20 protein-coding genes and 1 tRNA gene are annotated in these 22,236 nt (G+C 46.1%); 15 read left to right on the top strand and 6 right to left on the bottom strand.

Going from position 1 to position 22,236, the window contains the following annotated elements:
• The first annotated feature begins 68 nt into the window (after positions 1-68).
• Both tnpC (ACOCLE_RS16640) and ACOCLE_RS16635 read left to right on the top strand, forming a co-directional pair.
• Positions 69-1,574: an IS66 family transposase gene (gene tnpC, locus ACOCLE_RS16640; RefSeq protein ID WP_419532963.1), complete on the top strand. Its 1,506-nt coding sequence runs from the start codon at positions 69-71 to the stop codon at positions 1,572-1,574.
• The gene (locus ACOCLE_RS16635; RefSeq protein ID WP_419533421.1) at positions 1,564-2,007 is read left to right on the top strand and encodes a hypothetical protein; all 444 of its coding nucleotides are present in this window, start codon (positions 1,564-1,566) and stop codon (positions 2,005-2,007) included. Before tnpC (ACOCLE_RS16640) ends, ACOCLE_RS16635 begins: the two co-directional genes overlap by 11 nt.
• A gap of 86 nt (positions 2,008-2,093) precedes the next feature.
• On the opposite strand, the gene ACOCLE_RS16630 is transcribed toward ACOCLE_RS16635, so the two are convergent.
• Complete coding sequence (locus ACOCLE_RS16630; RefSeq protein WP_419533420.1) at positions 2,094-4,310, bottom strand: WH2 domain-containing protein; 2,217 nt, start codon at positions 4,308-4,310, stop codon at positions 2,094-2,096.
• Positions 4,311-4,549: 239 nt separating this feature from the next.
• Here ACOCLE_RS16630 and ACOCLE_RS16625 point away from each other — a divergent pair, with 239 nt between their 5' ends.
• On the top strand, positions 4,550-4,936 hold the full coding sequence (locus tag ACOCLE_RS16625; protein WP_419533419.1) for a VOC family protein: 387 nt from the start codon (positions 4,550-4,552) through the stop codon (positions 4,934-4,936).
• Positions 4,937-5,004: 68 nt separating this feature from the next.
• On the top strand, positions 5,005-5,385 hold the full coding sequence (locus ACOCLE_RS16620) for a PH domain-containing protein (protein ID WP_419533418.1): 381 nt from the start codon (positions 5,005-5,007) through the stop codon (positions 5,383-5,385).
• A gap of 55 nt (positions 5,386-5,440) precedes the next feature.
• Here the strand turns inward: ACOCLE_RS16620 and ACOCLE_RS16615 are convergent, their stop codons facing one another.
• Complete coding sequence (locus ACOCLE_RS16615) at positions 5,441-5,752, bottom strand: YhbY family RNA-binding protein (RefSeq protein WP_419533417.1); 312 nt, start codon at positions 5,750-5,752, stop codon at positions 5,441-5,443.
• A gap of 404 nt (positions 5,753-6,156) precedes the next feature.
• Between ACOCLE_RS16615 and kch the strand changes: the two genes are divergently transcribed.
• From kch to ACOCLE_RS16575, 8 genes are all read left to right on the top strand, one after another.
• Positions 6,157-7,365, top strand: a complete 1,209-nt coding sequence (kch, locus tag ACOCLE_RS16610; protein WP_419533416.1) for a voltage-gated potassium channel protein — start codon at positions 6,157-6,159, stop codon at positions 7,363-7,365.
• 330 nt (positions 7,366-7,695) lie between these two features.
• Entirely contained in the window at positions 7,696-8,316 is a 621-nt protein-coding gene (rlmE, locus tag ACOCLE_RS16605; RefSeq protein WP_419533415.1) for a 23S rRNA (uridine(2552)-2'-O)-methyltransferase RlmE, read from the top strand.
• 191 nt (positions 8,317-8,507) lie between these two features.
• Positions 8,508-10,475, top strand: a complete 1,968-nt coding sequence (gene ftsH, locus ACOCLE_RS16600) for an ATP-dependent zinc metalloprotease FtsH (protein ID WP_419533414.1) — start codon at positions 8,508-8,510, stop codon at positions 10,473-10,475.
• Between the two features lie 192 nt (positions 10,476-10,667).
• Positions 10,668-11,513 carry a dihydropteroate synthase gene (gene folP, locus ACOCLE_RS16595; RefSeq protein ID WP_419533413.1) on the top strand — a complete coding sequence of 282 codons (846 nt, stop codon included), beginning with the start codon at positions 10,668-10,670 and terminating at the stop codon, positions 11,511-11,513.
• Between the two features lie 209 nt (positions 11,514-11,722).
• Positions 11,723-13,060 carry a phosphoglucosamine mutase gene (gene glmM / locus ACOCLE_RS16590; protein WP_419533412.1) on the top strand — a complete coding sequence of 446 codons (1,338 nt, stop codon included), beginning with the start codon at positions 11,723-11,725 and terminating at the stop codon, positions 13,058-13,060.
• A 797-nt stretch (positions 13,061-13,857) separates the two neighbouring features.
• Positions 13,858-14,604: a triose-phosphate isomerase gene (gene tpiA, locus ACOCLE_RS16585; RefSeq protein ID WP_419533411.1), complete on the top strand. Its 747-nt coding sequence runs from the start codon at positions 13,858-13,860 to the stop codon at positions 14,602-14,604.
• A 2-nt stretch (positions 14,605-14,606) separates the two neighbouring features.
• The gene (gene secG / locus ACOCLE_RS16580; RefSeq protein WP_419533410.1) at positions 14,607-15,014 is read left to right on the top strand and encodes a preprotein translocase subunit SecG; all 408 of its coding nucleotides are present in this window, start codon (positions 14,607-14,609) and stop codon (positions 15,012-15,014) included.
• A gap of 70 nt (positions 15,015-15,084) precedes the next feature.
• A tRNA-Leu gene (locus tag ACOCLE_RS16575) sits at positions 15,085-15,171 on the top strand.
• Between the two features lie 167 nt (positions 15,172-15,338).
• Here the strand turns inward: ACOCLE_RS16575 and ACOCLE_RS16570 are convergent.
• Genes ACOCLE_RS16570 through ACOCLE_RS16555 form a run of 4 tightly spaced genes read right to left on the bottom strand, consistent with a single transcriptional unit; the run spans position 15,339 to position 19,303 of the window.
• Entirely contained in the window at positions 15,339-16,139 is an 801-nt protein-coding gene (locus tag ACOCLE_RS16570; protein WP_419533409.1) for a tyrosine-type recombinase/integrase, read from the bottom strand.
• 5 nt (positions 16,140-16,144) lie between these two features.
• A complete protein-coding gene (tnpC, locus tag ACOCLE_RS16565; RefSeq protein WP_419533408.1) occupies positions 16,145-17,308 on the bottom strand; it encodes an IS66 family transposase in 1,164 nt (387 codons plus the stop codon).
• Entirely contained in the window at positions 17,298-18,803 is a 1,506-nt protein-coding gene (tnpC, locus tag ACOCLE_RS16560; protein ID WP_419532963.1) for an IS66 family transposase, read from the bottom strand. Before tnpC (ACOCLE_RS16560) ends, tnpC (ACOCLE_RS16565) begins: the two co-directional genes overlap by 11 nt.
• Positions 18,804-18,850: 47 nt before the next feature.
• Positions 18,851-19,303: a hypothetical protein gene (locus ACOCLE_RS16555; RefSeq protein ID WP_419533407.1), complete on the bottom strand. Its 453-nt coding sequence runs from the start codon at positions 19,301-19,303 to the stop codon at positions 18,851-18,853.
• 514 nt (positions 19,304-19,817) lie between these two features.
• Between ACOCLE_RS16555 and ACOCLE_RS16550 the strand changes: the two genes are divergently transcribed.
• The 3 genes from ACOCLE_RS16550 to ACOCLE_RS16540 are packed head-to-tail and all read left to right on the top strand — an operon-like array spanning position 19,818 to position 22,203.
• On the top strand, positions 19,818-20,447 hold the full coding sequence (locus ACOCLE_RS16550) for a VWA domain-containing protein (protein ID WP_419533406.1): 630 nt from the start codon (positions 19,818-19,820) through the stop codon (positions 20,445-20,447).
• A 59-nt stretch (positions 20,448-20,506) separates the two neighbouring features.
• On the top strand, positions 20,507-21,154 hold the full coding sequence (locus ACOCLE_RS16545; RefSeq protein ID WP_419533405.1) for a vWA domain-containing protein: 648 nt from the start codon (positions 20,507-20,509) through the stop codon (positions 21,152-21,154).
• A 14-nt stretch (positions 21,155-21,168) separates the two neighbouring features.
• Complete coding sequence (locus ACOCLE_RS16540; protein ID WP_419533404.1) at positions 21,169-22,203, top strand: TerY-C metal binding domain-containing protein; 1,035 nt, start codon at positions 21,169-21,171, stop codon at positions 22,201-22,203.
• Positions 22,204-22,236 lie beyond the last annotated feature (33 nt).

Here is a 22,236-nt window from a genome sequence, read left to right as displayed (position 1 = left end):
TATAAATCTGGAATTTTCTGATTTTTCGACCATCATCTTATACTCAATTTTTCTAACAAATCTCCAGTATGGAACCAGACTTCCCAGCTACTCCGTTTACCGAAGCTCTCCTTAAAGAGAATGAAGAGCTTCGGACCGAGAATGCGCTTTTACGGGAACGTTGCAGCGAACTGGAAGAAAGGGTTAATAAAAACAGTCAAAACAGTAGTAAGCCACCATCGTCAGATGGTTATCAAAAGCCCAGTAAAAAAGGGAGTGATAAAGGTGATACATCTTCCAAAGAAGCCCCCTGCTCCTCACAGGAAACACCGAACCCCAAAAGCCTTAGACCATCTTCAGGCAATAAACCAGGTGGCCAGAAAGGTCATCAAGGCTCTTGTTTGAGACGTGTCGCCTTACCCGATTATGTCAGGCATCTGAAGGTTGAAAAATGTTGCTGTTGCCAGTCTTCGCTTATCGATATTAAACCCACCAAATACATTGAGCGACAGGTTTTTGATCCAGGTAGACCCGGAGAATTTGAAGTTACCGCGTACTGGGCAGACGTTAAAGTATGTCCTTGTGGTAAACGGAACACCGCTGAGTTTCCCCAAGGAGTGAAAGCCGCTGCTCAATACGGAGAAGTGACTCAGGCAATGGCTGTTCATTTAAACCAGTATCACTTCATCCCATATCACCGGGTGTCTGAGTATTTCAATACTATTTATTGCATGAGTGTCAGCGCAGGCTCTGTTGCCAATTTTGTTGCCTATACCCATGAGAACCTGGCCTCTACTGAGCAGAGTATCCGCGATGCTTTACAAGAAAGTCCGGTTGCAGGAGCGGATGAAACTGGCATGCGGGTTGACGGTTCACTGTGGTGGTTACACATTATGCGAGATGACCAATGGACGCTTTACTACCTCTCAGAAAGGCGAGGTTGTGAAGCAATGGATGCAATGGGCATCCTGCTGACTTTTGCAGGCATTCTGGTTCACGATCATTGGAAGTCCTACTTTGCCTATGCGGCAGTGCATGTGCTTTGTAATGCCCATCATCTGAGAGAGCTTCAGGGAGTTGTCGATAGGGATGCGAATAAGCTGGCTCTGCGGCTGATGAAATTGCTTACGCTCTCCTGGCACTTCTGCAAGAAATACAAAGCAGCCGGTCTGACTCAAATGCCTGGTGCAATACAGCTTCGCATTGAGACGATATACGACCAAATCCTTCAAAGGGCTCTCACGAAGGAAACCGCTTATATGGAAAAACAACGACAGGTGCTTGGACGTAAGAAGGTCAGGAATACCAAGGCCTACAACCTGTTCAAAAGGCTTATTGAGTTTAAGGTTGAAACGTTGCGCTTCATGTCGGACTTTTCAATTCCCTTCGATAACAATGGCAGTGAACGTGATGCCAGGATGGCCAAACTTAAGCAGAAGATCTCAGGCTGCTTCAGAAGCGAAGACGGAGGTACCATGTTTACCCGAATCCGAAGCTATTTATCATCTGCTAAAAAGCAGGGGTTGAACATATTTCAGGCGCTTCTTAAAGCGGTTCGAAATTACAACAATACGCCTTTGCTGGGTGCTGAATAGTTACGATAAAACTAAAATTTTGGACAGCTTATTTCGTCATGTTTGCTTTCAATTTGATGCCTACACACGTTCTACTAAAGGGATGCAAGCCTCTGCAGGGGGTTACCTGTCCTATGTCGCCGGAAATCAGGTTCGTGGAGATGTTGCAGAACCAACAGAAACCAGAAACAAACATGCTGAGTTTTTACAGGGGGCTTTCCGGCAGATGTTAAAAGGCATCAAGGAGAGCGGTGTGCCACTATCTCGAGATGAAATATCAGTTCTCTCAAAAAGCCCTTTGACAAAATATATTCCTGGACAGTATCAGCATGAGGTGGCTAAGCAAGCTGCTCCTCTTCTAGCTCTTGAAACTCAGTCCATATTCGAGTTGGAGTATAACTTTGACTCATGGAAAAGATATATTGAAGAAGAGTTCTCAGTAAAGTTTAGCTAACCGAACTTTTTAATATTGTGAAGGGTGGTTGGGAGGCTGATACGCTGTATCAGCCTCAGATTTGGCTAGACCTGTGCCATGGACTCTTATCTTTTTCTTTCATTGAAATTGTTCTTAAGCTCAGACATCAAATCGATATTCTCTCTGAGCGGAGATTTTTTTGCCTCACCCAATGGCGGTTGGTAACTGTCTTTTTCAACTACTAGTGATTGCTGCTCGGTGCTGCTGGTATCTTTGTTTTTAAGCATCGGGCTGTTCGCTAATGCATTCATAACCGGGCTGGCAATTTTATCATCTTGCTGCTTTTTAGATGGCTTTGGATGTTTATCAGTTTCTACAGGTCTTAATTGAATGCCCTTTTGAATGTCCAGAAGCAGGTTTTTTCGATCGTCACCGGCAGGTGCAGAAGGTATGTAAGGTGCAGAAGGTATGGAAGGAGGTGGGGGCGCTTTTGGAGGCAAAGGTGGAATGTCTTCGGCTTTCTGATTAACCATATCTGATTGTTCAATTGAGTCTTCTTCTGCTTCAAGATCAATCAGCGTGACAGAGTCTTGTTCTAACGAACGAGCTGTTGTAGATAATGTGCTGTTAAACGTGCTCTCAAGGTCACTCTCCGAGTCTGAATCGCCAGCGATTGCTTTTCTTCTTGCGGCCAGATCATTTGGAGATAAGTTAACTGGCCCAGCATATTGCTCGTTGTTGTCGAGTTTAGGTGCTGTCCGGGTAAACAGAACATCATGCTGTAACGTTTTGGGTTTGGTTGTCTCTGCTGGGGGGAGTGCCTCATCAGGTGGTGAGGTGTCCTCTGTTGATAAGGCATCCTGTTTAAACGAAGCCGTTAACTCTTCGAGCTTTTCAATGAATAAATCATAATCATCGTCGAATGGCTCCTCATCCACATCTGATTCATCAATAACATCGTACTTTTCTGGGTTATTTAGTTGGTGTCTTGCCAGAACCCATGCATGCTGTTCTTCCTGTAGATCTGAATCGGTCCAGTTGAAGCTGATCGCCATTTGAATATTAAGAATTCCGTTATTAATTGACTGACTGTGGTGGCGATATAGGGATGCTGCTGTCGTAAGTTGTTCAAGTTGTGGATGGTATTCACGGCTTGCTTTAGCCAGGTCACGGCAGATATTGAAAACCAGGGATTTTGCTGCTTCAGGCTCCTGAGTCAAAATGGCTCTGCAGTTATCGAGTACTCCATCCAGAACCGCTGCTGATGCGCTTGTTGGCTGCTGGTCAGAAATAAACTTATGGTAAATGAACTCCAGAGCTTCACAATCTATTGGGGGAGTTAAAACTTCTGCAACCAGTCTCTGGGTTAATTGGTTAACGCTATTCTGTTGAGTAGCCCATGCCGGGTTATTGGATAGTTGATGTATGTGTTTGGCCAGATTGCTATAGCTGTGTGTATTTCGTGCTTCAGTAAATAATCGGTCAATGCTGTTCTGGCTTGCTCGCTGGGTATTTACGGCGTGTGGAGCCTTCGTCTTTTTTGACGGTGAAGGTTGCGGGAACTTCGGCACCTTTGGTGATTCCGGGTAATGCTCTTTGGTATTTTTTACAGGTTCTCCAGAACGAATGCTATCTCCGAGTGCACTGTCCAAAGTGGCTATCAGTTGCTCGGAAGCGGAGACGCCTGCTTTTACGGTTTGACTATTGGGAGTGCATTTTCCAGTTTTGTTGCCTGCATTTGGAAGGTTGAATGCTATTCTGAGAGCTCTCTTTGCCCTGGGGTCTGGAAACTTGCTGACTTGTTTGGCAACGGCTTTCAGCTCTTTTGTTGTAGGGTTTGAAGGGTCTTTGAAGTGTTTTTCAACCAGCCTGGTTGCTTTCCTTCTTATGGATATTCTGACGTCGTGAAATGGCATGACTTCCCGATCACCAGGATTATCTGGAAGGTGTTGTTTGCGTAAATCCGATAATTTTTCAGATAACTTCCCAAGTTCGCTTAGGCTATTTGCTGTTTTGGAGGCAGTTTTTAAAGCAGTTAGCTCATGTGAAGGAATACTTCTATGGGGAGAAGAGCCTTTGGTCGCAGGTTGCCCGGGTAATGGTGGAAGGTCGCTCAGGTGATTTTTAGTAAAAGGTGCTTTTGCGGTTTTTCTGTCAATGACGCTTGACTCTTGCGCTCTGTTATTAAGATTGTCTGGATGCTCAGCCTTATAGCTTTGGGCTGAATGTTTCTCAACGGAACGCTGATTGTGTTTGCCCCTAGAAGGTTTGATCTGGGTATCCAGGTATTTTTGATCACCAGTGGTTACCTGCCCTGGCGAACCATTAAGTTTGGTGGCCATCCTTGCCTCCTGAGGTTGGTTCCTACCTGACAGCTATTCCTGTGGTAGCTGCACACTCATTCCTCTTTAAAGCATAGTTTTAGATTTTTTTATTCATTTAAGTTATTAATATTTCATTTAAATAACTTTTTGGAGTTATAAAAAAGGTTTTGTTCAGGAGTTGGTTTAATTGATTGTTTCGCCAAAGCATTTGGCGTCTAATGAGTTTTCTTTTCCTCCCCGTCTGTTTTGAGCTTTTTATGATTAACCGGCTTCATCATGTGGCGATTATTGGTTGCGATAAAGCCAGCTCTTTGCGTTTCTATAGGGATTTACTGGGGCTCAGGGTAGTCGCTGAACACTATCAGGAAAACCGGAATAGCTGGAAGATTGATCTCGCCTTAGAAAGCGGTATGCAGATAGAGTTGTTCATTTTCCACGATGCTCCTTGCCGTCTCAGTTACCCCGAGGCAAGAGGGCTTCGTCATATCGCCTTTTGTGTTGATGATCTCGATAAAATGCTGGTAACACTGGCTGAGGAGGGAGTGCAGGCTGAGCCTGTCAGGACGGATCCGTACACCCAGGCAAAGTTTACATTTGTCCAGGACCCTGACGGTCTTCCAGTTGAACTTTATCAGTCTGTCTGAGCTTTTCTTTAATACAGATGTTTGCTGTTGGTGTGTTAAAAACTCGTTAGATAGTAAGGAGAGATGCTATGGGTCTGTTTGATGCCCTGCTGGGTAATGCAGGAGAGATGACTAAAGCAGAAGCAATGGAAGATCTGGCCACCATTCTCAATCCATCCGAATCGGTAGAGCTGGCCTACAAGCTTATTCGGGATATGGTGATTTTAACCAATCATCGTTTGATACTGATTGATAAACAGGGACTTACTGGGCGCAAGGTTGAGTATCGTTCAATTCCTTACAAGTCGATCACTATGTACACTGTTGAGTCTGCTGGCCATTTTGATCTGGATGCTGAGCTGAAAATATGGATTTCAGGCCAGCCAGAGCCAATGCAGATGGAGTTTACTAGCAAGACAAATATTTACACACTACAGGCAATGCTGGCTGCAAAGGTAGCAGGACATTAGCTATCCATTGACACAGATGTGAAGAAAAGGCCACTATTGCGGCCTTTTTAGTCTCTCAGCCCTGTACTCTCAACAAATTAGAAAGGGCTGGGTTAGGCTTGTCGGCTGCTTTGAAAATCAGCGCGATTTTACCAATGGTTTGAATAAGGTCGGAATTGGTGGCGCTGATCAGCTCGCTGATCAGTTGCTGGCGAACCTCACGGTCAGCAATGGCAACTTTGACCTTAATCAGTTCATGGTCATTCAGCGCTCTGAGTGTTTCTTCAACCACTCCATCGGTTAATCCCTTGTCAGCCACGATGACGACCGGGTTCAGGTTGTGACCGATGGTACGAAAATGCTTCTTTTTTGCTGCATTCAAGCTCATGTTTGCTATTCCTGATGATATCTTCAATAACGAATCGTCATACACGACTTCTAATGATGGTATGACATGATTTTTCCGGAGAAGTTTTCGTTAATACAGATTGGGAGCAGAGAAGTGCCTCTTTTCTGCCGCAGGCTGGATGTCGAAGAGAATGGGTTAATGCGCAATGCCCTTGGGCTACTCATGGTAGTTGGCAGGATACATACTCGACAACATATTCAGGCTTCTGGTAGCGCATGCTATCGTTTTCTGGCAGTTGATGGAAGTCTGTCTATTTACACCGGGATGCCCGTATTTTAATACAGGGCTTCCATCAGGCTGTTGTAAGAGTGCATTAGTTCTCAAGCTGAATCATCATGGCCTAATCTAGTCTGTGCTACTGGTAATAAAGTTCAGGTGAAGTTTTGGCTTATTACACTCATGTATGGGGGCAGCTGGTCAACCTCTGGGTTGAGTTCAGGCATTCGGTTGCGGCCTTTGCCGTTTTTGCCAATGGCTTGCTGATTTTTAAAACCATCTGGGGAATGCCGGTTAATCTTCTGGATCTTTTTCAGATTAATAATCTTGTTGATGTCGATTGGGCTGATGTGGCTGATGGTCCTTGGTTTTTACTCGGTGTTTTTTTAATGTTGAATGCACTGGGTATGTTGTTTCGTGCAAGAATTGCCTGGGCAGTCAGTGTGTTTCTTCTAATCATTACGCTGGCATTTACCATGCATTTTTACCCTCTCTTACGTAGCCGAACACTCTTTTGTGCAGTGACTCTCGTAGGAGTTTTATTTTTGGGAAAAGACTTTAATCGTTCCAGTGCTACCGCCGGCGGTATTTTTGCCATTATCAGTTTCTCAATTCTTCTGTTTTATGCCAGTTACGGCTCACTTTATTTCGGTAGTGGCTTTTCACCAGAAATTGATAGTCTGGTTACGGCTTTTTATTTTTCCATTGTGACAATGACGACGGTTGGGTACGGAGACATTATTCCAAAAACAGAGCCAGCCCGACTGTTTACTGTCTCAATGATTATTGCTGGCATTACTGTGTTTGCGACCTCGCTTACCACAGTTTTTGGCCCTGTAATTCGCAGTGGTATTGGTAAACTGGTAAAAGGTAGAGAGCAGGCTATGAAAAAGACAGACCACTTTATTGTCTGTGGTACCTCTATCCTGGCGATAGGGACGATCAGTCAGTTGATTCAAAGGGGGCTTGATTTAACCGTGGTCACCATACGCCCGGAAGATGAGTTTCCTCAAATAGAGCAGAAAGCCGGGCAAAAACTGGATCTGATTTCCGGTGACAGCACAGATAATGCTGTGCTGGAAAGTGCTGGATTGATGGGGTGTCGCGCTTTGTTAGCGCTTACTGATGATGATGCGGCAAACGCTTTTATTGTGCTGACGGCCAGGGAAATGAATCCTGGTATCAGAACCGTTCTTGTTGTGAATGATGCAAAAAATATGAATAAAATTAAGCAGGTAAAGGCGGATGTCATCCTCTCGCCTCAACTGTTTGGCAGTGAAATTCTAGCCTGTGTGCTTAGCGGGGAAACTCTCGATCATGAAAAGTTGACTTCCATGCTGCTGACATCCGGTCACGGGCTATTCGATAAGACCTGAGTGATTAAGTATTTAATCGACGCTATAGGTGGTGGTCAGAATGGTTGTCGCGGGTTTTTATACAGAAATATCAAGTAAAGCCTGTGGTTATTATGAAAAGTGCGGTTTGTGTGAGTTGTTGATGGACACTACTACCTAATTGGCCTCTTAATCTTTTACCTTCTTCTGCTGTCACAGCTATCTTGTATAAGATATTATTCACATGCATTCACTTTTCATGCTGATGGAAATCTCAGTTTTTTCAGACGTAAACTTTTTATCCCTTTCGGTTTTCGGTTCGAGGTTGTTCAAACAGCTTTCGAGCTTATTTAGGCAATTTGCAAAAAGATTATGGCGAGATCCAAAAGTAGTGGTCGCTGGTTGAAAGAGCACTTTGATGACCATTATGTAAAGCAGTCGCAAAAAGATGGGTGGCGATCCAGAGCCAGTTATAAACTTCTGGAAATTCAGGAGAAAGATAAACTCTTTCGTCCTGGCATCAAAGTGGTTGACCTTGGTGCGGCTCCCGGAGGTTGGTCTCAGGTGGCTGTTGAGTTGGTAGGCGATCAGGGGCGGGTGGTTGCATCAGATATTCTGCCAATGGATCCCATTGCCGGAGTTGATTTTGTCCAGGGTGACTTCACTGAAGATGCCGTGCTGGAGCAAATACTTGAAACCATCGGTTCTGATAGGGTAGACCTTGTAATTTCCGATATGGCCCCCAATATGAGTGGAGCGCTGTCTGTTGATCAGCCCAATGCCATGTATCTTGTTGAGCTGGCACTGGATCTGTCCAGACAGGTATTGCGTAAAGGAGGTGTTTTTCTGGTCAAGGTATTTCAGGGTGAAGGCTTTGATGCCTACCTGAAAGATATGAAAACCAGTTTTGATAAAGTGCAAACCCGAAAGCCGACGGCTTCCAGGGCGCGCTCAAGAGAAGTATATCTGCTGGCCACCGGCTTCAGGGGATAATACGGAACGTTGAAATTATAGGATGCATTAATCAGCATGATAGAAGACAATCACTGTCACACCGTCCACTGATCGTGTATCGTTGCAGATAAGCATTAATACATAATCCCAGCGAGCCAGGGGAACGTGCTCAAAATAAACGATTACCTGAGGCTTAAGTACGCTCAAGAGAGGTTAGCCCCTTGAATGATATGGCAAAAAATTTGATTCTCTGGGTCATAATCGCCTTGGTGCTATTGACCGTCTTCAAAAACTTCGATGGCATGCAGTCGTCTACCCAGAAGGTTGCATATTCTGACTTCATCAGCATGGTAGAAAATCGCCAGGTCAGTAAAGTCGTCATTGATGGTTTTACCATTACTGGCATGTTAAATAACAGTGAGCGCTTTGAAACCAATTTGCCGCCCACTGTACCGGACAACAAACTGATGGATGAACTCCTTCTTGGCAAAGTTCAGGTGGAGTCCAAGCCTATTGAAAAACAGAGTATCTGGACGCAGCTGCTGGTAGCCAGCTTCCCGATCCTAGTGATTCTTGCTGTCTTTATGTTCTTCATGCGCCAGATGCAGGGTGGTGGTGGAGGTCGTGGTGGCCCAATGAGCTTTGGTAAAAGCAAGGCTCGTCTTTTGTCTGAAGATCAGATCAAAACCACATTTGCCGATGTGGCTGGTGTTGAAGAAGCTAAGGAAGATGTTCAGGAGCTGGTCGACTTTCTGAAAGATCCCGGTAAATTCCAGCGTCTGGGTGGGCGTATTCCTCGCGGCGTTCTCATGGTTGGCCCTCCGGGTACCGGTAAAACCCTGATCGCCAAAGCGATTGCTGGTGAAGCCAAGGTTCCGTTCTTTACCATCTCCGGTTCTGACTTTGTTGAAATGTTTGTGGGTGTTGGTGCTTCACGTGTCCGAGACATGTTTGAGCAGGCCAAGAAGCAGGCGCCCTGCATTATCTTCATTGACGAGATAGATGCTGTCGGTCGTCACCGTGGTGCTGGTATGGGTGGTGGTCATGATGAACGTGAGCAGACGCTTAACCAGTTGCTGGTTGAAATGGATGGCTTTGAGGCAAACGACGGTATTATTGTAATTGCGGCAACCAACCGTCCCGACGTTCTGGACCCTGCATTGCTGCGTCCCGGTCGTTTTGACCGTCAGGTTGTCGTTGGATTGCCTGATATTCGTGGTCGTGAACAGATCCTTAAAGTGCATATGCGCAAGGTTCCGGTTTCAGACAATGTAAAACCTTCGGTTATTGCTCGTGGTACCCCAGGATTCTCTGGTGCTGATCTGGCAAACCTGGTCAATGAAGCAGCGCTGTTCGCCGCTCGAGCTAACCAGCGCACGGTGGGTCAGAAAGAGTTTGATCTGGCGAAAGACAAGATCATGATGGGTGCTGAGCGTAAGTCCATGGTCATGAGTGATAAGGAGAAGAGCAATACCGCTTATCATGAAGCCGGTCATGCCATTGTTGGTCGATTGGTGCCAGACCATGATCCAGTATATAAAGTGAGCATTATTCCACGAGGCCGGGCGCTTGGTGTTACCATGTTTCTGCCTGAAGAAGATCGATACAGTCAGAGCCGTCAGGCGCTGCTAAGCCAGATCTGCTCTCTGTTTGGTGGCCGTATCGCGGAAGAAATGACTCTGGGCAAAGACGGTGTTACTACTGGTGCCTCCAATGACATCCAGCGTGCTACCCAGATTGCCAGAAGCATGGTGACTAAATGGGGTCTTTCTGAAAAACTTGGCCCGCTGCTTTATGATGAAGATGAGGGTGAGGTCTTCCTGGGTAAAAACTACGGGAGTGGTGGTTCCAGGATGAATGTCTCCGGTGAAACGGCAAAGATTATTGATGAGGAAGTTCGCAGGGTTGTTGATGAGTGCTATTCCCGTGCTAACCAGATCCTCGTGGATAACCGTGACAAACTGGACAAGATGGCCGAGGCTCTGATTCAGTTCGAAACCATCGACAGTGACCAGATTGATGACATCATGTCTGGTCGTGAAGTTCGCCCGCCAAAAGATTCGGGTGACGAGGATAACGATGACAGTGGTGTTAAGGCAGCTACCGATGAGCCAGAGGTGGATGCTGATGATAAGACTGAAGACAGTGATAAAAAAGATTCTGGCGGTTCGATTGGTGGTCCTGCCGGGGAGCACTGATCTTAAGTCGGGTCTATGATTGTGAAGGGCAGGTTTATCCTGCCCTTTTTTATACCTTCAGTACTTATAAATGCCTCATTGCTATCTGCTTTTGTAACTGCTTTTGGTATATCAACTTCAGGGGTAGTGATTTATCAGGATGGTCATCTGTGAATAAAAACGTCTGACTGTCCGTAGATCTGAGGAGTTTTCATGAGCAACGAATTTAAGTTGAATTGTGCAGGGAAAATACTTGATCTGAGTAAGCCCAGGGTGATGGGGGTATTGAACGTTACACCAGACTCTTTTTATGAAGGGAGTCGCTGTTCTGATAACTGGCTGAATGTAGCAGAGCAGATGATCAAAGATGGAGCCAATATTCTGGATATTGGCGGTGAGTCGACACGGCCTGGAGCGTCAGGGGCGCCAAATCAGGAGCAGGAACTAGAGCGGGTTTTGCCTGTTATCGAAGGCTTGGCATCACGCTTCAATGTCATCATCTCAATTGATACCAGCTCTCCCCTGGTGATAAAAGAAGCGGTAAAAGCGGGTGCAGGGATTATTAATGATGTACGGGCATTGCATCGTGAGGGAGCGCTGGAAGCTGCGGCGGAAACCAATGTTCCCATTATTCTAATGCACTCTCTTGTTGATCAGCCCGAGCCCGGGTTTGTGCCCGTTTACGGAGACGTTGTTGAGGAGGTAAGCCAGTACCTGATGGATTGTGTGGAGCGTTGTGAAAATGCTGGAATAGTCAGGGAGCGCTTGATTCTTGACCCTGGCTTTGGTGGAGGGATGTTTGGTAAAACGCCAGTATACGATCTGGAAATGCTGAAAGGCTTTCGTCGCTTTCATGAGCTGGGCCTGCCTGTGTTTGCGGGTATGTCCAGAAAATCCTTTATTGGCGCAACGCTAGACCGGGATACTGATGACCGGCTCCCGGGAAGTCTGGCTGCTGCCATGCTGGCTGCCCAGGCAGGTGCTCACATCATTCGTGTGCATGATGTCAGAGAGACGGTTGATGTTCTCCGTTTTCTGCAAGCTGTTGAAGAAGCGTAGTTTCCTCCCTCCAGTTTTTAAAGCCCACCAGTCAGGAAATACCATGCCGTTTTCTGGAGTGGTGGGTGGTCACTGACGAATCAGCCTTCAATGTCACTCATTCCATAAACGCTCTTCGCCTTTCAATATGACTTAATGGTACTGGTGGTTCACTTGAATGAGTGAGATGATTGCTGGTTATTGCTTTCAGAACTTTTTGGTAAACGGCTATGGCGCGCAAATATTTTGGTACCGATGGAATTCGAGGAAAGGTTGGTGAATTTCCAATTACGCCGGATTTTGTTCTTAAGCTGGGTTGGGCCGCTGGCCGAGTTCTTGCTGAAGAAGGAGAAGGGAAGGTCATCATTGGCAAAGATACCCGAATTTCTGGCTACATGTTTGAGTCCGCACTTGAGGCAGGTCTGTCTGCTGCTGGTATCGATGTTGTCCTGACCGGCCCAATGCCAACCCCGGCTATTGCCTATCTGACCCGGACCTTTAATGGTCAGGCGGGTATTGTTATCAGTGCCTCCCATAACCCATTTTACGACAATGGTATAAAGTTTTTTGCTGGTGATGGTACCAAATTATCCGATGAGGTTGAGCTGAAGATCGAGTCGCTGCTCGAGTCAAAGATTGAGGTGGTTGATTCACAGAGTCTGGGCAAAGTGACTCGGATGAATGATGCGGCCGGCCGGTACATTGAGTACTGTAAAGGCAGCACTTCCCAGCAACTTGATTTGCGTGGTATGAAACTTGTGATCGATGCCGGTCACGGAGCAACCTATCAGGTTGGGCCCGCGGTTTTCCGTGAACTGGGTGCTGAAGTTATTGCAATGGGCACCAGTCCAGATGGTGTCAATATCAATGAGAATGCAGGCTCTACCAAACCAGAAGGTATGGCTGCCAAGGTTAAAGAAACAGGGGCAGACTTGGGTATCGCCTTTGACGGTGATGGTGACAGGGTCATTATGGTGGACGATAAAGGGGAAATCGTTGATGGTGATCAGCTGCTCTTTATTATTGCCATGGATCGCCATTCCAGAGGGGTCTTGAATGGTGGTGTCGTGGGTACGTTGATGACTAACCTGGGGATGGAAAAAGCGCTTGAGGCTGCGGGTATTCCCTTTGCCAGAGCCAATGTTGGTGACCGCTATGTCAATGAGCTCCTGATAGCCAATGACTGGCAGTTGGGTGGTGAGTCTTCCGGCCATATTATCTGCCGTGATGCATCTACCACCGGCGATGGCATTGTATCGGCACTGAAAGTGTTGAAAGCCATGCAGACGGCGAGAAAGTCCCTGTCAGAAATGGTGGGTACGATTACGCTTTATCCACAAGTCATGATCAATGTCCGGGTTCAGCATAAGCGGGATACCGACACCGTTCCCGGTATTGTTGAGGCAGTAAGAAAAGCAGAGGAAGAGATGGCTGGAAAAGGTCGTGTTCTTCTGAGGCCTTCAGGAACAGAACCGGTCATTCGGGTGATGGTTGAAGGTGAAGACGCTGAGCAGGTAAAAGCACAGGTTGAGAAACTGGCCAAAATAGTTGAGCGTGAAATGTGCTGAAGACGGGCGGTGCTCACGTTTTACTGTTCTTCTTTTTCAGGTTTCTGCTCGGGCTTGTATTGTGGGTATTTATGAGGGAGCAGTGCTTCTTTTTCAGGGATTATGATCACTACCTTTTTTGATTGGCTGGAGTCAGAGGAGGCCGGAGCAGCGGTGTATTTTACCTGAGTAGGGCTTTGCTCAATAACTTGAGATCTTGGAGGTACTGGAGTCTGTTTTGCATGCTGGGGTGTTTTTGTTGGGCAAATAGTTGGCTTGAGGCCGCCACAGAACCTGATTACTCTATCCGTCAGTGAACCAAGAGTCGTTCCGGCCAGGCCGCCCGTAGGTATTCCTGCCAGAATGTGTGGGATTGATGCTTTCCAGATCAGGCTGGCTGCTGCCCCTCCAAACATCAAGCCGACAGCAGCAAAACCTATGGTAACGGGGTTGTTGATATATGGGATGACTTTCTCACAGAGTTTTGGTCAGCGAAATTGGTTAGCCTTAAGCTTATCCATATTAATATGGACAGTTTCACGTTGCTCAGGCTCTTTTTGACTGTTATTTGATGTTCCTGAAGATGCGCTAATAATATCCATTTCTGGAAACTCAGCCCTTTGCTAGCTAAATTGAATTGAGGCTCTACTGTACTCTTACCAGACTCATCAAGATGACTATAAGAATATAGACCAAACAATGGCACAGATTTTGGTTGTTTTCAGTGGTTTGCGCAGGGTGTGTGAATCACTTGACTTATTGTATGTTGACAGCATTCGGGTTAGTATTCCGGCCTCGCGATCAAAGAGGTAAGCGGTATGCGTCAGCCACTGGTAGCCGGAAACTGGAAGATGAACGGATCTTCAGACAGTATCCGTGAGCTTGTTGATGGAATCCTTTCTGGGCTTGAAACCAAGGCTGAGGTGCTCGTTTTTCCACCTAGCGTATATGTTCAGCAGGTTCGCGATCTGTTGAATGGTTCATCTGTTAAGTTCGGTGTGCAGAATGTCTCCGATCAGTTGTCAGGTGCCTATACTGGTGAGATCTCTCCTCTGATGGCCAAAGACCTTGGCTGTGAATATGTATTGATTGGCCACTCTGAGCGTCGTTCTCTGTTTGGAGAAACGGATGCTGATGTGGCAGCGAAATTCTGTGCTCTGGTTGATCAGGGTCTGGTTCCCGTCCTTTGTGTTGGCGAGACCCTGTCTGAGCGCGAATCTGGTGACACTATGAAAGTGGTTGCTCATCAGATAAATACTGTGCTTCGGGCTGCAGGCTCGGAGCGTCTGGCTAATTTTGTAATTGCCTATGAACCGGTTTGGGCTATCGGCACTGGTCTGACTGCAACACCAGAACAGGCGCAGGAAGTTCATGCTGACATTCGTGCGCTGCTGGCAGAGAGCGATCCGTCCATGGCGGACAGAACGCGTGTTCTGTATGGTGGTAGCATGAAGGCTGACAACGCAGCAGAACTGATGAGCCAGCCTGATGTAGATGGTGGTCTGATCGGTGGTGCTTCGCTGATAGCTGCTGATTTCAAGGTGATTTGTCACGCTGCGGGCTAGTAATGGAAACCATTATTCTTCTTGTGCACGTGCTGGTAGCTGTTGGTGTGATCGCTCTGATCATGCTACAGCAGGGCAAAGGTGCAGAAACAGGAGCCAGTTTTGGCTCAGGGGCTTCTCAAACGGTGTTTGGAAGTCAGGGCTCAGCTAATTTCTTGAGTCGAACAACAGCGATACTGGCGACGGTATTTTTTGTCACCAGTATTGGTCTGGCGATGATGGCCAGGCAGAAAGCTGATGGTGTTGCAGATGCCGGTTTACCCTCTGTTCAGATTGAGCAGATTGTACCTGCTAATGATGCGCCATTTTCGGTAGATGCTTTAGAAAGTACTACCGAAAGCGATGCGCCTGTGTTAGAGTCTCAGCCCGTTGAGAGCAGTGGCTCCAACAACTCTGAAAGCACTAAGTAAGATTAAAATCTTATTGATTTACAAAGGGTTTTCAGAAATAATTTCACTGTCGCTGAGAGCGGCAGTTAAGGCCGAAGTGGTGGAATTGGTAGACACGCTGTCTTGAGGGGGCAGTGCCTGTATGGGCGTACGAGTTCGAGTCTCGTCTTCGGCACCAAATAAGAGCCTTTGATTCTAAAGGCTTTTTTTGTATTCTCCATAATTGTCTTAACTTCTAAAAACCTACCCAACAACCTGTTTTCCTAAAAAAATACCTTATTTCTTAGGTTCAGTGTCTTTGTCATTAATACGACATATTTATTTTACACCCCAAAGATAATGATTCTATTTGGTTCCCTTTACCTCTTGGGTTTTGCGTATATAAACTTGTTTTGCCTGCAGGGTCTTATGGCCTGAAATAAGCCCTTCATGGTCAGATACTCCTTTTGCTTTAAGGTCGTGAAAATTAAAGCGCTCTTCCAACAACCCATCCTTATGAGCTTGACCCATTATTTTCTGCCATTGGGAGTCGAGGGTATCTTTTTTCATTTGAGTACCATTCGTATCGCAGAACAGATAGTCGCTCTTGGTTTCACGACGCAGCTCACTAATGATTTGATAGGCTTTTTTCAGTCTAGGTGTCCAAAGGGTGATTTCATCAAGAGAGCCCTTTGCACGCCTAAGCTGAATTCCTTTTTCAAGAATCTGGTCATGTGTCATACGAACTAACTCGATCCGCCTTGCCCTACAAATATAAGCAAATTCCATCATGGCCTTCCAAAATGACGGAGCGATGTAATAAACAACTGCATATTCATCATCTGTTATATAACGGGTTCGGCTGGTTCTAGGCGCGGCCTTTAACTCAAGGCATGGATTCCGAGGCACTTCATCATAGTACTCTCTGCCCCATGTCCACGCAGATGAAATCGTTTTACGAATATGATCACGAGCACCAGGTTTATCATTAAATTTTTCCAGAAATCGTTTGATAGTTGCTGGTGTTATTTTGGACAGAGGTACATTCCCAAATTCAACGAAGCCAATAACAGGAGATGCTGTGATCTTTGGTATATATAACATTCTGATGTATTGAACTTGTTTAGACAGTTTTTTGAATTGGCCTGATTTCTTATATTCATTCAACGTAACTATTCAGCACCCAGCAAAGGCGTATTGTTGTAATTTCGAACCGCTTTAAGAAGCGCCTGAAATATGTTCAACCCCTGCTTTTTAGCAGATGATAAATAGCTTCGGATTCGGGTAAACATGGTACCTCCGTCTTCGCTTCTGAAGCAGCCTGAGATCTTCTGCTTAAGTTTGGCCATCCTGGCATCACGTTCACTGCCATTGTTATCGAAGGGAATTGAAAAGTCCGACATGAAGCGCAACGTTTCAACCTTAAACTCAATAAGCCTTTTGAACAGGTTGTAGGCCTTGGTATTCCTGACCTTCTTACGTCCAAGCACCTGTCGTTGTTTTTCCATATAAGCGGTTTCCTTCGTGAGAGCCCTTTGAAGGATTTGGTCGTATATCGTCTCAATGCGAAGCTGTATTGCACCAGGCATTTGAGTCAGACCGGCTGCTTTGTATTTCTTGCAGAAGTGCCAGGAGAGCGTAAGCAATTTCATCAGCCGCAGAGCCAGCTTATTCGCATCCCTATCGACAACTCCCTGAAGCTCTCTCAGATGATGGGCATTACAAAGCACATGCACTGCCGCATAGGCAAAGTAGGACTTCCAATGATCGTGAACCAGAATGCCTGCAAAAGTCAGCAGGATGCCCATTGCATCCATTGCTTCACAACCTCGCCTTTCTGAGAGGTAGTAAAGCGTCCATTGGTCATCTCGCATAATGTGTAACCACCACAGTGAACCGTCAACCCGCATGCCAGTTTCATCCGCTCCTGCAACCGGACTTTCTTGTAAAGCATCGCGGATACTCTGCTCAGTAGAGGCCAGGTTCTCATGGGTATAGGCAACAAAATTGGCAACAGAGCCTGCGCTGACACTCATGCAATAAATAGTATTGAAATACTCAGACACCCGGTGATATGGGATGAAGTGATACTGGTTTAAATGAACAGCCATTGCCTGAGTCACTTCTCCGTATTGAGCAGCGGCTTTCACTCCTTGGGGAAACTCAGCGGTGTTCCGTTTACCACAAGGACATACTTTAACGTCTGCCCAGTACGCGGTAACTTCAAATTCTCCGGGTCTACCTGGATCAAAAACCTGTCGCTCAATGTATTTGGTGGGTTTAATATCGATAAGCGAAGACTGGCAACAGCAACATTTTTCGTAACTATTCAGCACCCAGCAAAGGCGTATTGTTGTAATTTCGAACCGCTTTAAGAAGCGCCTGAAATATGTTCAACCCCTGCTTTTTAGCAGATGATAAATAGCTTCGGATTCGGGTAAACATGGTACCTCCGTCTTCGCTTCTGAAGCAGCCTGAGATCTTCTGCTTAAGTTTGGCCATCCTGGCATCACGTTCACTGCCATTGTTATCGAAGGGAATTGAAAAGTCCGACATGAAGCGCAACGTTTCAACCTTAAACTCAATAAGCCTTTTGAACAGGTTGTAGGCCTTGGTATTCCTGACCTTCTTACGTCCAAGCACCTGTCGTTGTTTTTCCATATAAGCGGTTTCCTTCGTGAGAGCCCTTTGAAGGATTTGGTCGTATATCGTCTCAATGCGAAGCTGTATTGCACCAGGCATTTGAGTCAGACCGGCTGCTTTGTATTTCTTGCAGAAGTGCCAGGAGAGCGTAAGCAATTTCATCAGCCGCAGAGCCAGCTTATTCGCATCCCTATCGACAACTCCCTGAAGCTCTCTCAGATGATGGGCATTACAAAGCACATGCACTGCCGCATAGGCAAAGTAGGACTTCCAATGATCGTGAACCAGAATGCCTGCAAAAGTCAGCAGGATGCCCATTGCATCCATTGCTTCACAACCTCGCCTTTCTGAGAGGTAGTAAAGCGTCCATTGGTCATCTCGCATAATGTGTAACCACCACAGTGAACCGTCAACCCGCATGCCAGTTTCATCCGCTCCTGCAACCGGACTTTCTTGTAAAGCATCGCGGATACTCTGCTCAGTAGAGGCCAGGTTCTCATGGGTATAGGCAACAAAATTGGCAACAGAGCCTGCGCTGACACTCATGCAATAAATAGTATTGAAATACTCAGACACCCGGTGATATGGGATGAAGTGATACTGGTTTAAATGAACAGCCATTGCCTGAGTCACTTCTCCGTATTGAGCAGCGGCTTTCACTCCTTGGGGAAACTCAGCGGTGTTCCGTTTACCACAAGGACATACTTTAACGTCTGCCCAGTACGCGGTAACTTCAAATTCTCCGGGTCTACCTGGATCAAAAACCTGTCGCTCAATGTATTTGGTGGGTTTAATATCGATAAGCGAAGACTGGCAACAGCAACATTTTTCAACCTTCAGATGCCTGACATAATCGGGTAAGGCGACACGTCTCAAACAAGAGCCTTGATGACCTTTCTGGCCACCTGGTTTATTGCCTGAAGATGGTCTAAGGCTTTTGGGGTTCGGTGTTTCCTGTGAGGAGCAGGGGGCTTCTTTGGAAGATGTATCACCTTTATCACTCCCTTTTTTACTGGGCTTTTGATAACCATCTGACGATGGTGGCTTACTACTGTTTTGACTGTTTTTATTAACCCTTTCTTCCAGTTCGCTGCAACGTTCCCGTAAAAGCGCATTCTCGGTCCGAAGCTCTTCATTCTCTTTAAGGAGAGCTTCGGTAAACGGAGTAGCTGGGAAGTCTGGTTCCATACTGGAGATTTGTTAGAAAAATTGAGTATAAGATGATGGTCGAAAAATCAGAAAATTCCAGATTTATATGAAGGGTGCTGAATAGTTACAATCTGCTCTTTATTTTCAGTTTCTTTTTGCTTCAGGTTAGACATCGCCTCTTCAATTTTGACCAGGCTTTCTCTGGCAGACCGCTCTGATTCTCTGAGGCCAAGAATTCTCTGAGAGTAGTCGTTGATCCGCTGTTCCTTTTGTTCGATCAGAGAAAGGGCGTTATTATGATCTGCCTCCATACGCTCATGGGTGATGCGAAGAGCCTGCAACTGTTCAGCACAGCCTTTCTCGCTGCTTTTCGCTGTTTCCAGATCAGTAGTCAGCCGAGTATGGTCTGCCTTGTACTGTTTAAGCTCCGAAGCTGTTTCTAACTGGCCACGTTTGGTTTTCTGCGCTGAAAACATAAATCCCAGCAAAAAGGCCATCAGTGCAAGTGCACAGGCTATAAATAATGAGGTTGGTTCCATAATGTTTCCTTGTTAATTCAATAACTACAGCTTGAAGAGGTGCTGAGGTTTTTACTGGATTTTACTATTGGCTCTTATGAAGCCCGTTTATAAAAGCATAAAACAGATGCATTACCGCTCATCGACATATCCTGCCCGCTTGTTCTTTGAACAAATTGACATTCTTTATTGAATGAGTGGTTTGGAAAGTACCACTCATTCTGATTTCTACTGACTTTCTTAGCTGTAAGGATGTCAGGCTTAGGGGGCAGGGACGGCATCCTAGCACGGAAAAATATCTCAATATATCTGCGCAAATAACGACGATTGCTGGCGTATTACTACCCCGAAAAGTGAGTATATGTGTGCCTCAACCCTTCTGTTTATGATTTAATACATATCTTTTAACCAGAACCCCATTTTTAAAATGAAGGCTGGTATCTTTACAGGTATTATTCCGTAGTCGCTTATTTAATCTGACTTTTAACTATCTCCGGCATGTAATGACATAACCCGATTTTGGAGTTCACAGGTTATGAGACGTCTTCCCGTATACCTTCTTCTTGATGTTTCCACCTCGATGACTGGCGAACCGATAGAAGCCGTTCGCAATGGAATGGATACGCTGCTGAGCAGTCTTCGACAAGATCCTCATGCGCTGGAAACCGCAGCGTTGTCGGTTATTGAGTTTGGTTCTGATGCAAAACAGAGTGTTCCTTTAACTGAACTGATCAATTTTCAGGTGCCAGGTATTGAGGCAAATGGCTGGACGTCCATGGGGGCTGCACTGTCCCTATTAAATGCGCGCATTGATACTGAAGTCAGAAAAACTACAACTGAATCACGGGGGGACTGGAAGCCATTGGTTTTCCTGTTTACTGACGGTATTGCCACTGATGATCTCCAAAAAGGTTTATCGGATCTGGATCAATCTAAGCTTGGCATGATAGTGGCATGCGCTGCCGGTCCTCATGCCAATGTTGATGAGCTAAAAAAGATTACTGACTGTGTGGTTCGTTTAGACACTTTGGATAGTGCCGGTGTGGCTGCTTTCTTCAAGTGGGTGTCGGCTTCCGTAAGTACCAGCTCTGTTAAGATAGATCTGACCAAGAAAGATATATCGACCCTTGATGAACTCCCCCAGCCTCCTGAAGAGGTCAAGTAGTTTTCTGAAAATAAGTTTCACTGTTTATATCTTACAAATCACTACTTGGTGAGTGTGTTATGGCACGTCGTTTACCTGTTTACCTTCTGATTGATTCCTCTGGCAGCATGGCAGGAGAGCCTATTCATGCCGTAAATGTCGGCCTGAGCTCGCTAGTCGCCGAATTGAGACAAGACCCTTACGCTCTTGAATCTGTCGCTTTGTCCATTATTACGTTCAGCAACACTATTGACGAATTGTTTCCTTTGACGCCACTGGAAAGCGTTCAGGTTCCGGAAATAACATTACCAAGAAGTGGTGCAACACACCTTGGCGAGGCACTTGAGACGCTGTGCGCTAAAGTGGAAAAAGATGTTCAGAAGTCAACTCCAAACAGTAAAGGCGATTTCCGACCCATGCTGTTTATTCTGACAGATGGCAAGCCCAGTGACCTTCAGTTATTTGAACAAATGTCTGTCAAGGTAAAGCAGGCCAATTTTGCAGCCATTGTCGGGTGTGCAGCGGGACCAAAAGCCAGTTCAGAGTTTTTGCAAAAAATGACTGACACCGTGGTAACGCTGGACACCATGGATTCATCAGCTTTCAGCGCCTTTTTTAAATGGGTTTCTGATTCAATTGCTGCGGGCAGTCAGTCTGCAGGTGTATCTATGGGCACCAGCAGTGGAACATTGCCACCACCTCCTGCAGAAATTCAGTTGGTATTGTAAATAGGACGTTAGATATGCGCAGATTACCTGTTTATTTTCTGCTGGACGTATCAGAGTCAATGATCGGTCAGCCTCTTCGGCAGCTGGAAGCGGGCATGGAACAAATTGTTCGTTCGCTGCGTACCGATCCGCAAGCTCTGGAAAGTGTTTACCTGTCGGTTATCGCTTTTGCTGGAAAAGCAGATCTCATCGTTCCATTAATTGATGTTGTCAGTTTTTATCCCCCGCGTCTGCCTGTTGGAAGTGGAACAGCCTTGGGCGCAGCCCTGAATTGTCTGATGGATAATATTGAGAAAGAGGTTGTAAAAACGACAGCGGAGCGTCGTGGAGATTGGAAACCTGTCGTGTTTCTAATGACCGATGGACGACCAACAGATAATACTGATGAGGTGATTAAACGGTGGAGAACGGAATTTGCTAATCGAGCTCAACTGGTAGCCATTACCTTGGGAGACAGGGCTGATTCAACGTTACTGGCGGAGTTGACTGATGATGTGCTCTGTCTTGAAGGTAATGATGGAAAGACGTTCAAGCAGTTTATTGATTGGATTAGCGCTTCTGTTACTGCAACCAGTTATCTGGTGGAATCTAACCCGGGTTCTGGAATCTCTCTTGCCAAAAAGCCAACCGGATTAACACTGGTTAAAGACTTTCCAGTGCATACATCAAGTGCCGTAGACGAATCAGTCGTGGTGCTGACCGGCCGATGCCAGAAGAGTAAACGCCCCTATCTCATAAAATACAACCGCAGCGATGATGTTGGTTTTGGCGGACAGGAATTTGAGCTTGAGGGGGCATTTCCTGTAGAGGAGAGCTTTTTTGCATGGTCAGTTAACGATCACAATCGTGTGCAAGTCAATACTGAGCATCTTATCGGTTGCCCTCCTTGCCCTCACTGCGGTAACGGAACTGCTTTTGCCATGTGCTCTTGTGGGGGGCTGCTTTGTACCGATGGTGCTGCTCCTTATCTATGCCCATGGTGCAACCTGGAGGGAATGTTTTCTGAGGGAGATGGTGGTGATTTCGATGTAACACGAGGTATGGGGTGATGGGGCAACAACCGACGATATCCACTGCTGAGG

This window comes from Endozoicomonas sp. (assembly GCF_965196975.1).
Taxonomy (GTDB): Bacteria; Pseudomonadota; Gammaproteobacteria; order Pseudomonadales; family Endozoicomonadaceae; genus Endozoicomonas.
This window is presented reverse-complemented; position numbering and strand designations above follow the sequence as displayed.

Excerpts from the sequence above, each read along its gene's own strand:
- tnpC (WP_419532963.1), top strand. The coding sequence starts at position 69 with ATGGAACCAGACTTCCCAGCTACTCCGTTTACCGAAGCTCTCCTTAAA.
- ACOCLE_RS16630 (WP_419533420.1), bottom strand. The coding sequence starts at position 4,310 with ATGGCCACCAAACTTAATGGTTCGCCAGGGCAGGTAACCACTGGTGAT.
- ACOCLE_RS16625 (WP_419533419.1), top strand. The coding sequence starts at position 4,550 with ATGATTAACCGGCTTCATCATGTGGCGATTATTGGTTGCGATAAAGCC.
- ACOCLE_RS16620 (WP_419533418.1), top strand. The coding sequence starts at position 5,005 with ATGGGTCTGTTTGATGCCCTGCTGGGTAATGCAGGAGAGATGACTAAA.
- ACOCLE_RS16615 (WP_419533417.1), bottom strand. The coding sequence starts at position 5,752 with ATGAGCTTGAATGCAGCAAAAAAGAAGCATTTTCGTACCATCGGTCAC.
- rlmE (WP_419533415.1), top strand. The coding sequence starts at position 7,696 with ATGGCGAGATCCAAAAGTAGTGGTCGCTGGTTGAAAGAGCACTTTGAT.
- ftsH (WP_419533414.1), top strand. The coding sequence starts at position 8,508 with ATGGCAAAAAATTTGATTCTCTGGGTCATAATCGCCTTGGTGCTATTG.
- folP (WP_419533413.1), top strand. The coding sequence starts at position 10,668 with ATGAGCAACGAATTTAAGTTGAATTGTGCAGGGAAAATACTTGATCTG.
- glmM (WP_419533412.1), top strand. The coding sequence starts at position 11,723 with ATGGCGCGCAAATATTTTGGTACCGATGGAATTCGAGGAAAGGTTGGT.
- tpiA (WP_419533411.1), top strand. The coding sequence starts at position 13,858 with ATGCGTCAGCCACTGGTAGCCGGAAACTGGAAGATGAACGGATCTTCA.
- secG (WP_419533410.1), top strand. The coding sequence starts at position 14,607 with ATGGAAACCATTATTCTTCTTGTGCACGTGCTGGTAGCTGTTGGTGTG.
- tnpC (WP_419532963.1), bottom strand. The coding sequence starts at position 18,803 with ATGGAACCAGACTTCCCAGCTACTCCGTTTACCGAAGCTCTCCTTAAA.
- ACOCLE_RS16555 (WP_419533407.1), bottom strand. The coding sequence starts at position 19,303 with ATGGAACCAACCTCATTATTTATAGCCTGTGCACTTGCACTGATGGCC.
- ACOCLE_RS16550 (WP_419533406.1), top strand. The coding sequence starts at position 19,818 with ATGAGACGTCTTCCCGTATACCTTCTTCTTGATGTTTCCACCTCGATG.
- ACOCLE_RS16545 (WP_419533405.1), top strand. The coding sequence starts at position 20,507 with ATGGCACGTCGTTTACCTGTTTACCTTCTGATTGATTCCTCTGGCAGC.
- ACOCLE_RS16540 (WP_419533404.1), top strand. The coding sequence starts at position 21,169 with ATGCGCAGATTACCTGTTTATTTTCTGCTGGACGTATCAGAGTCAATG.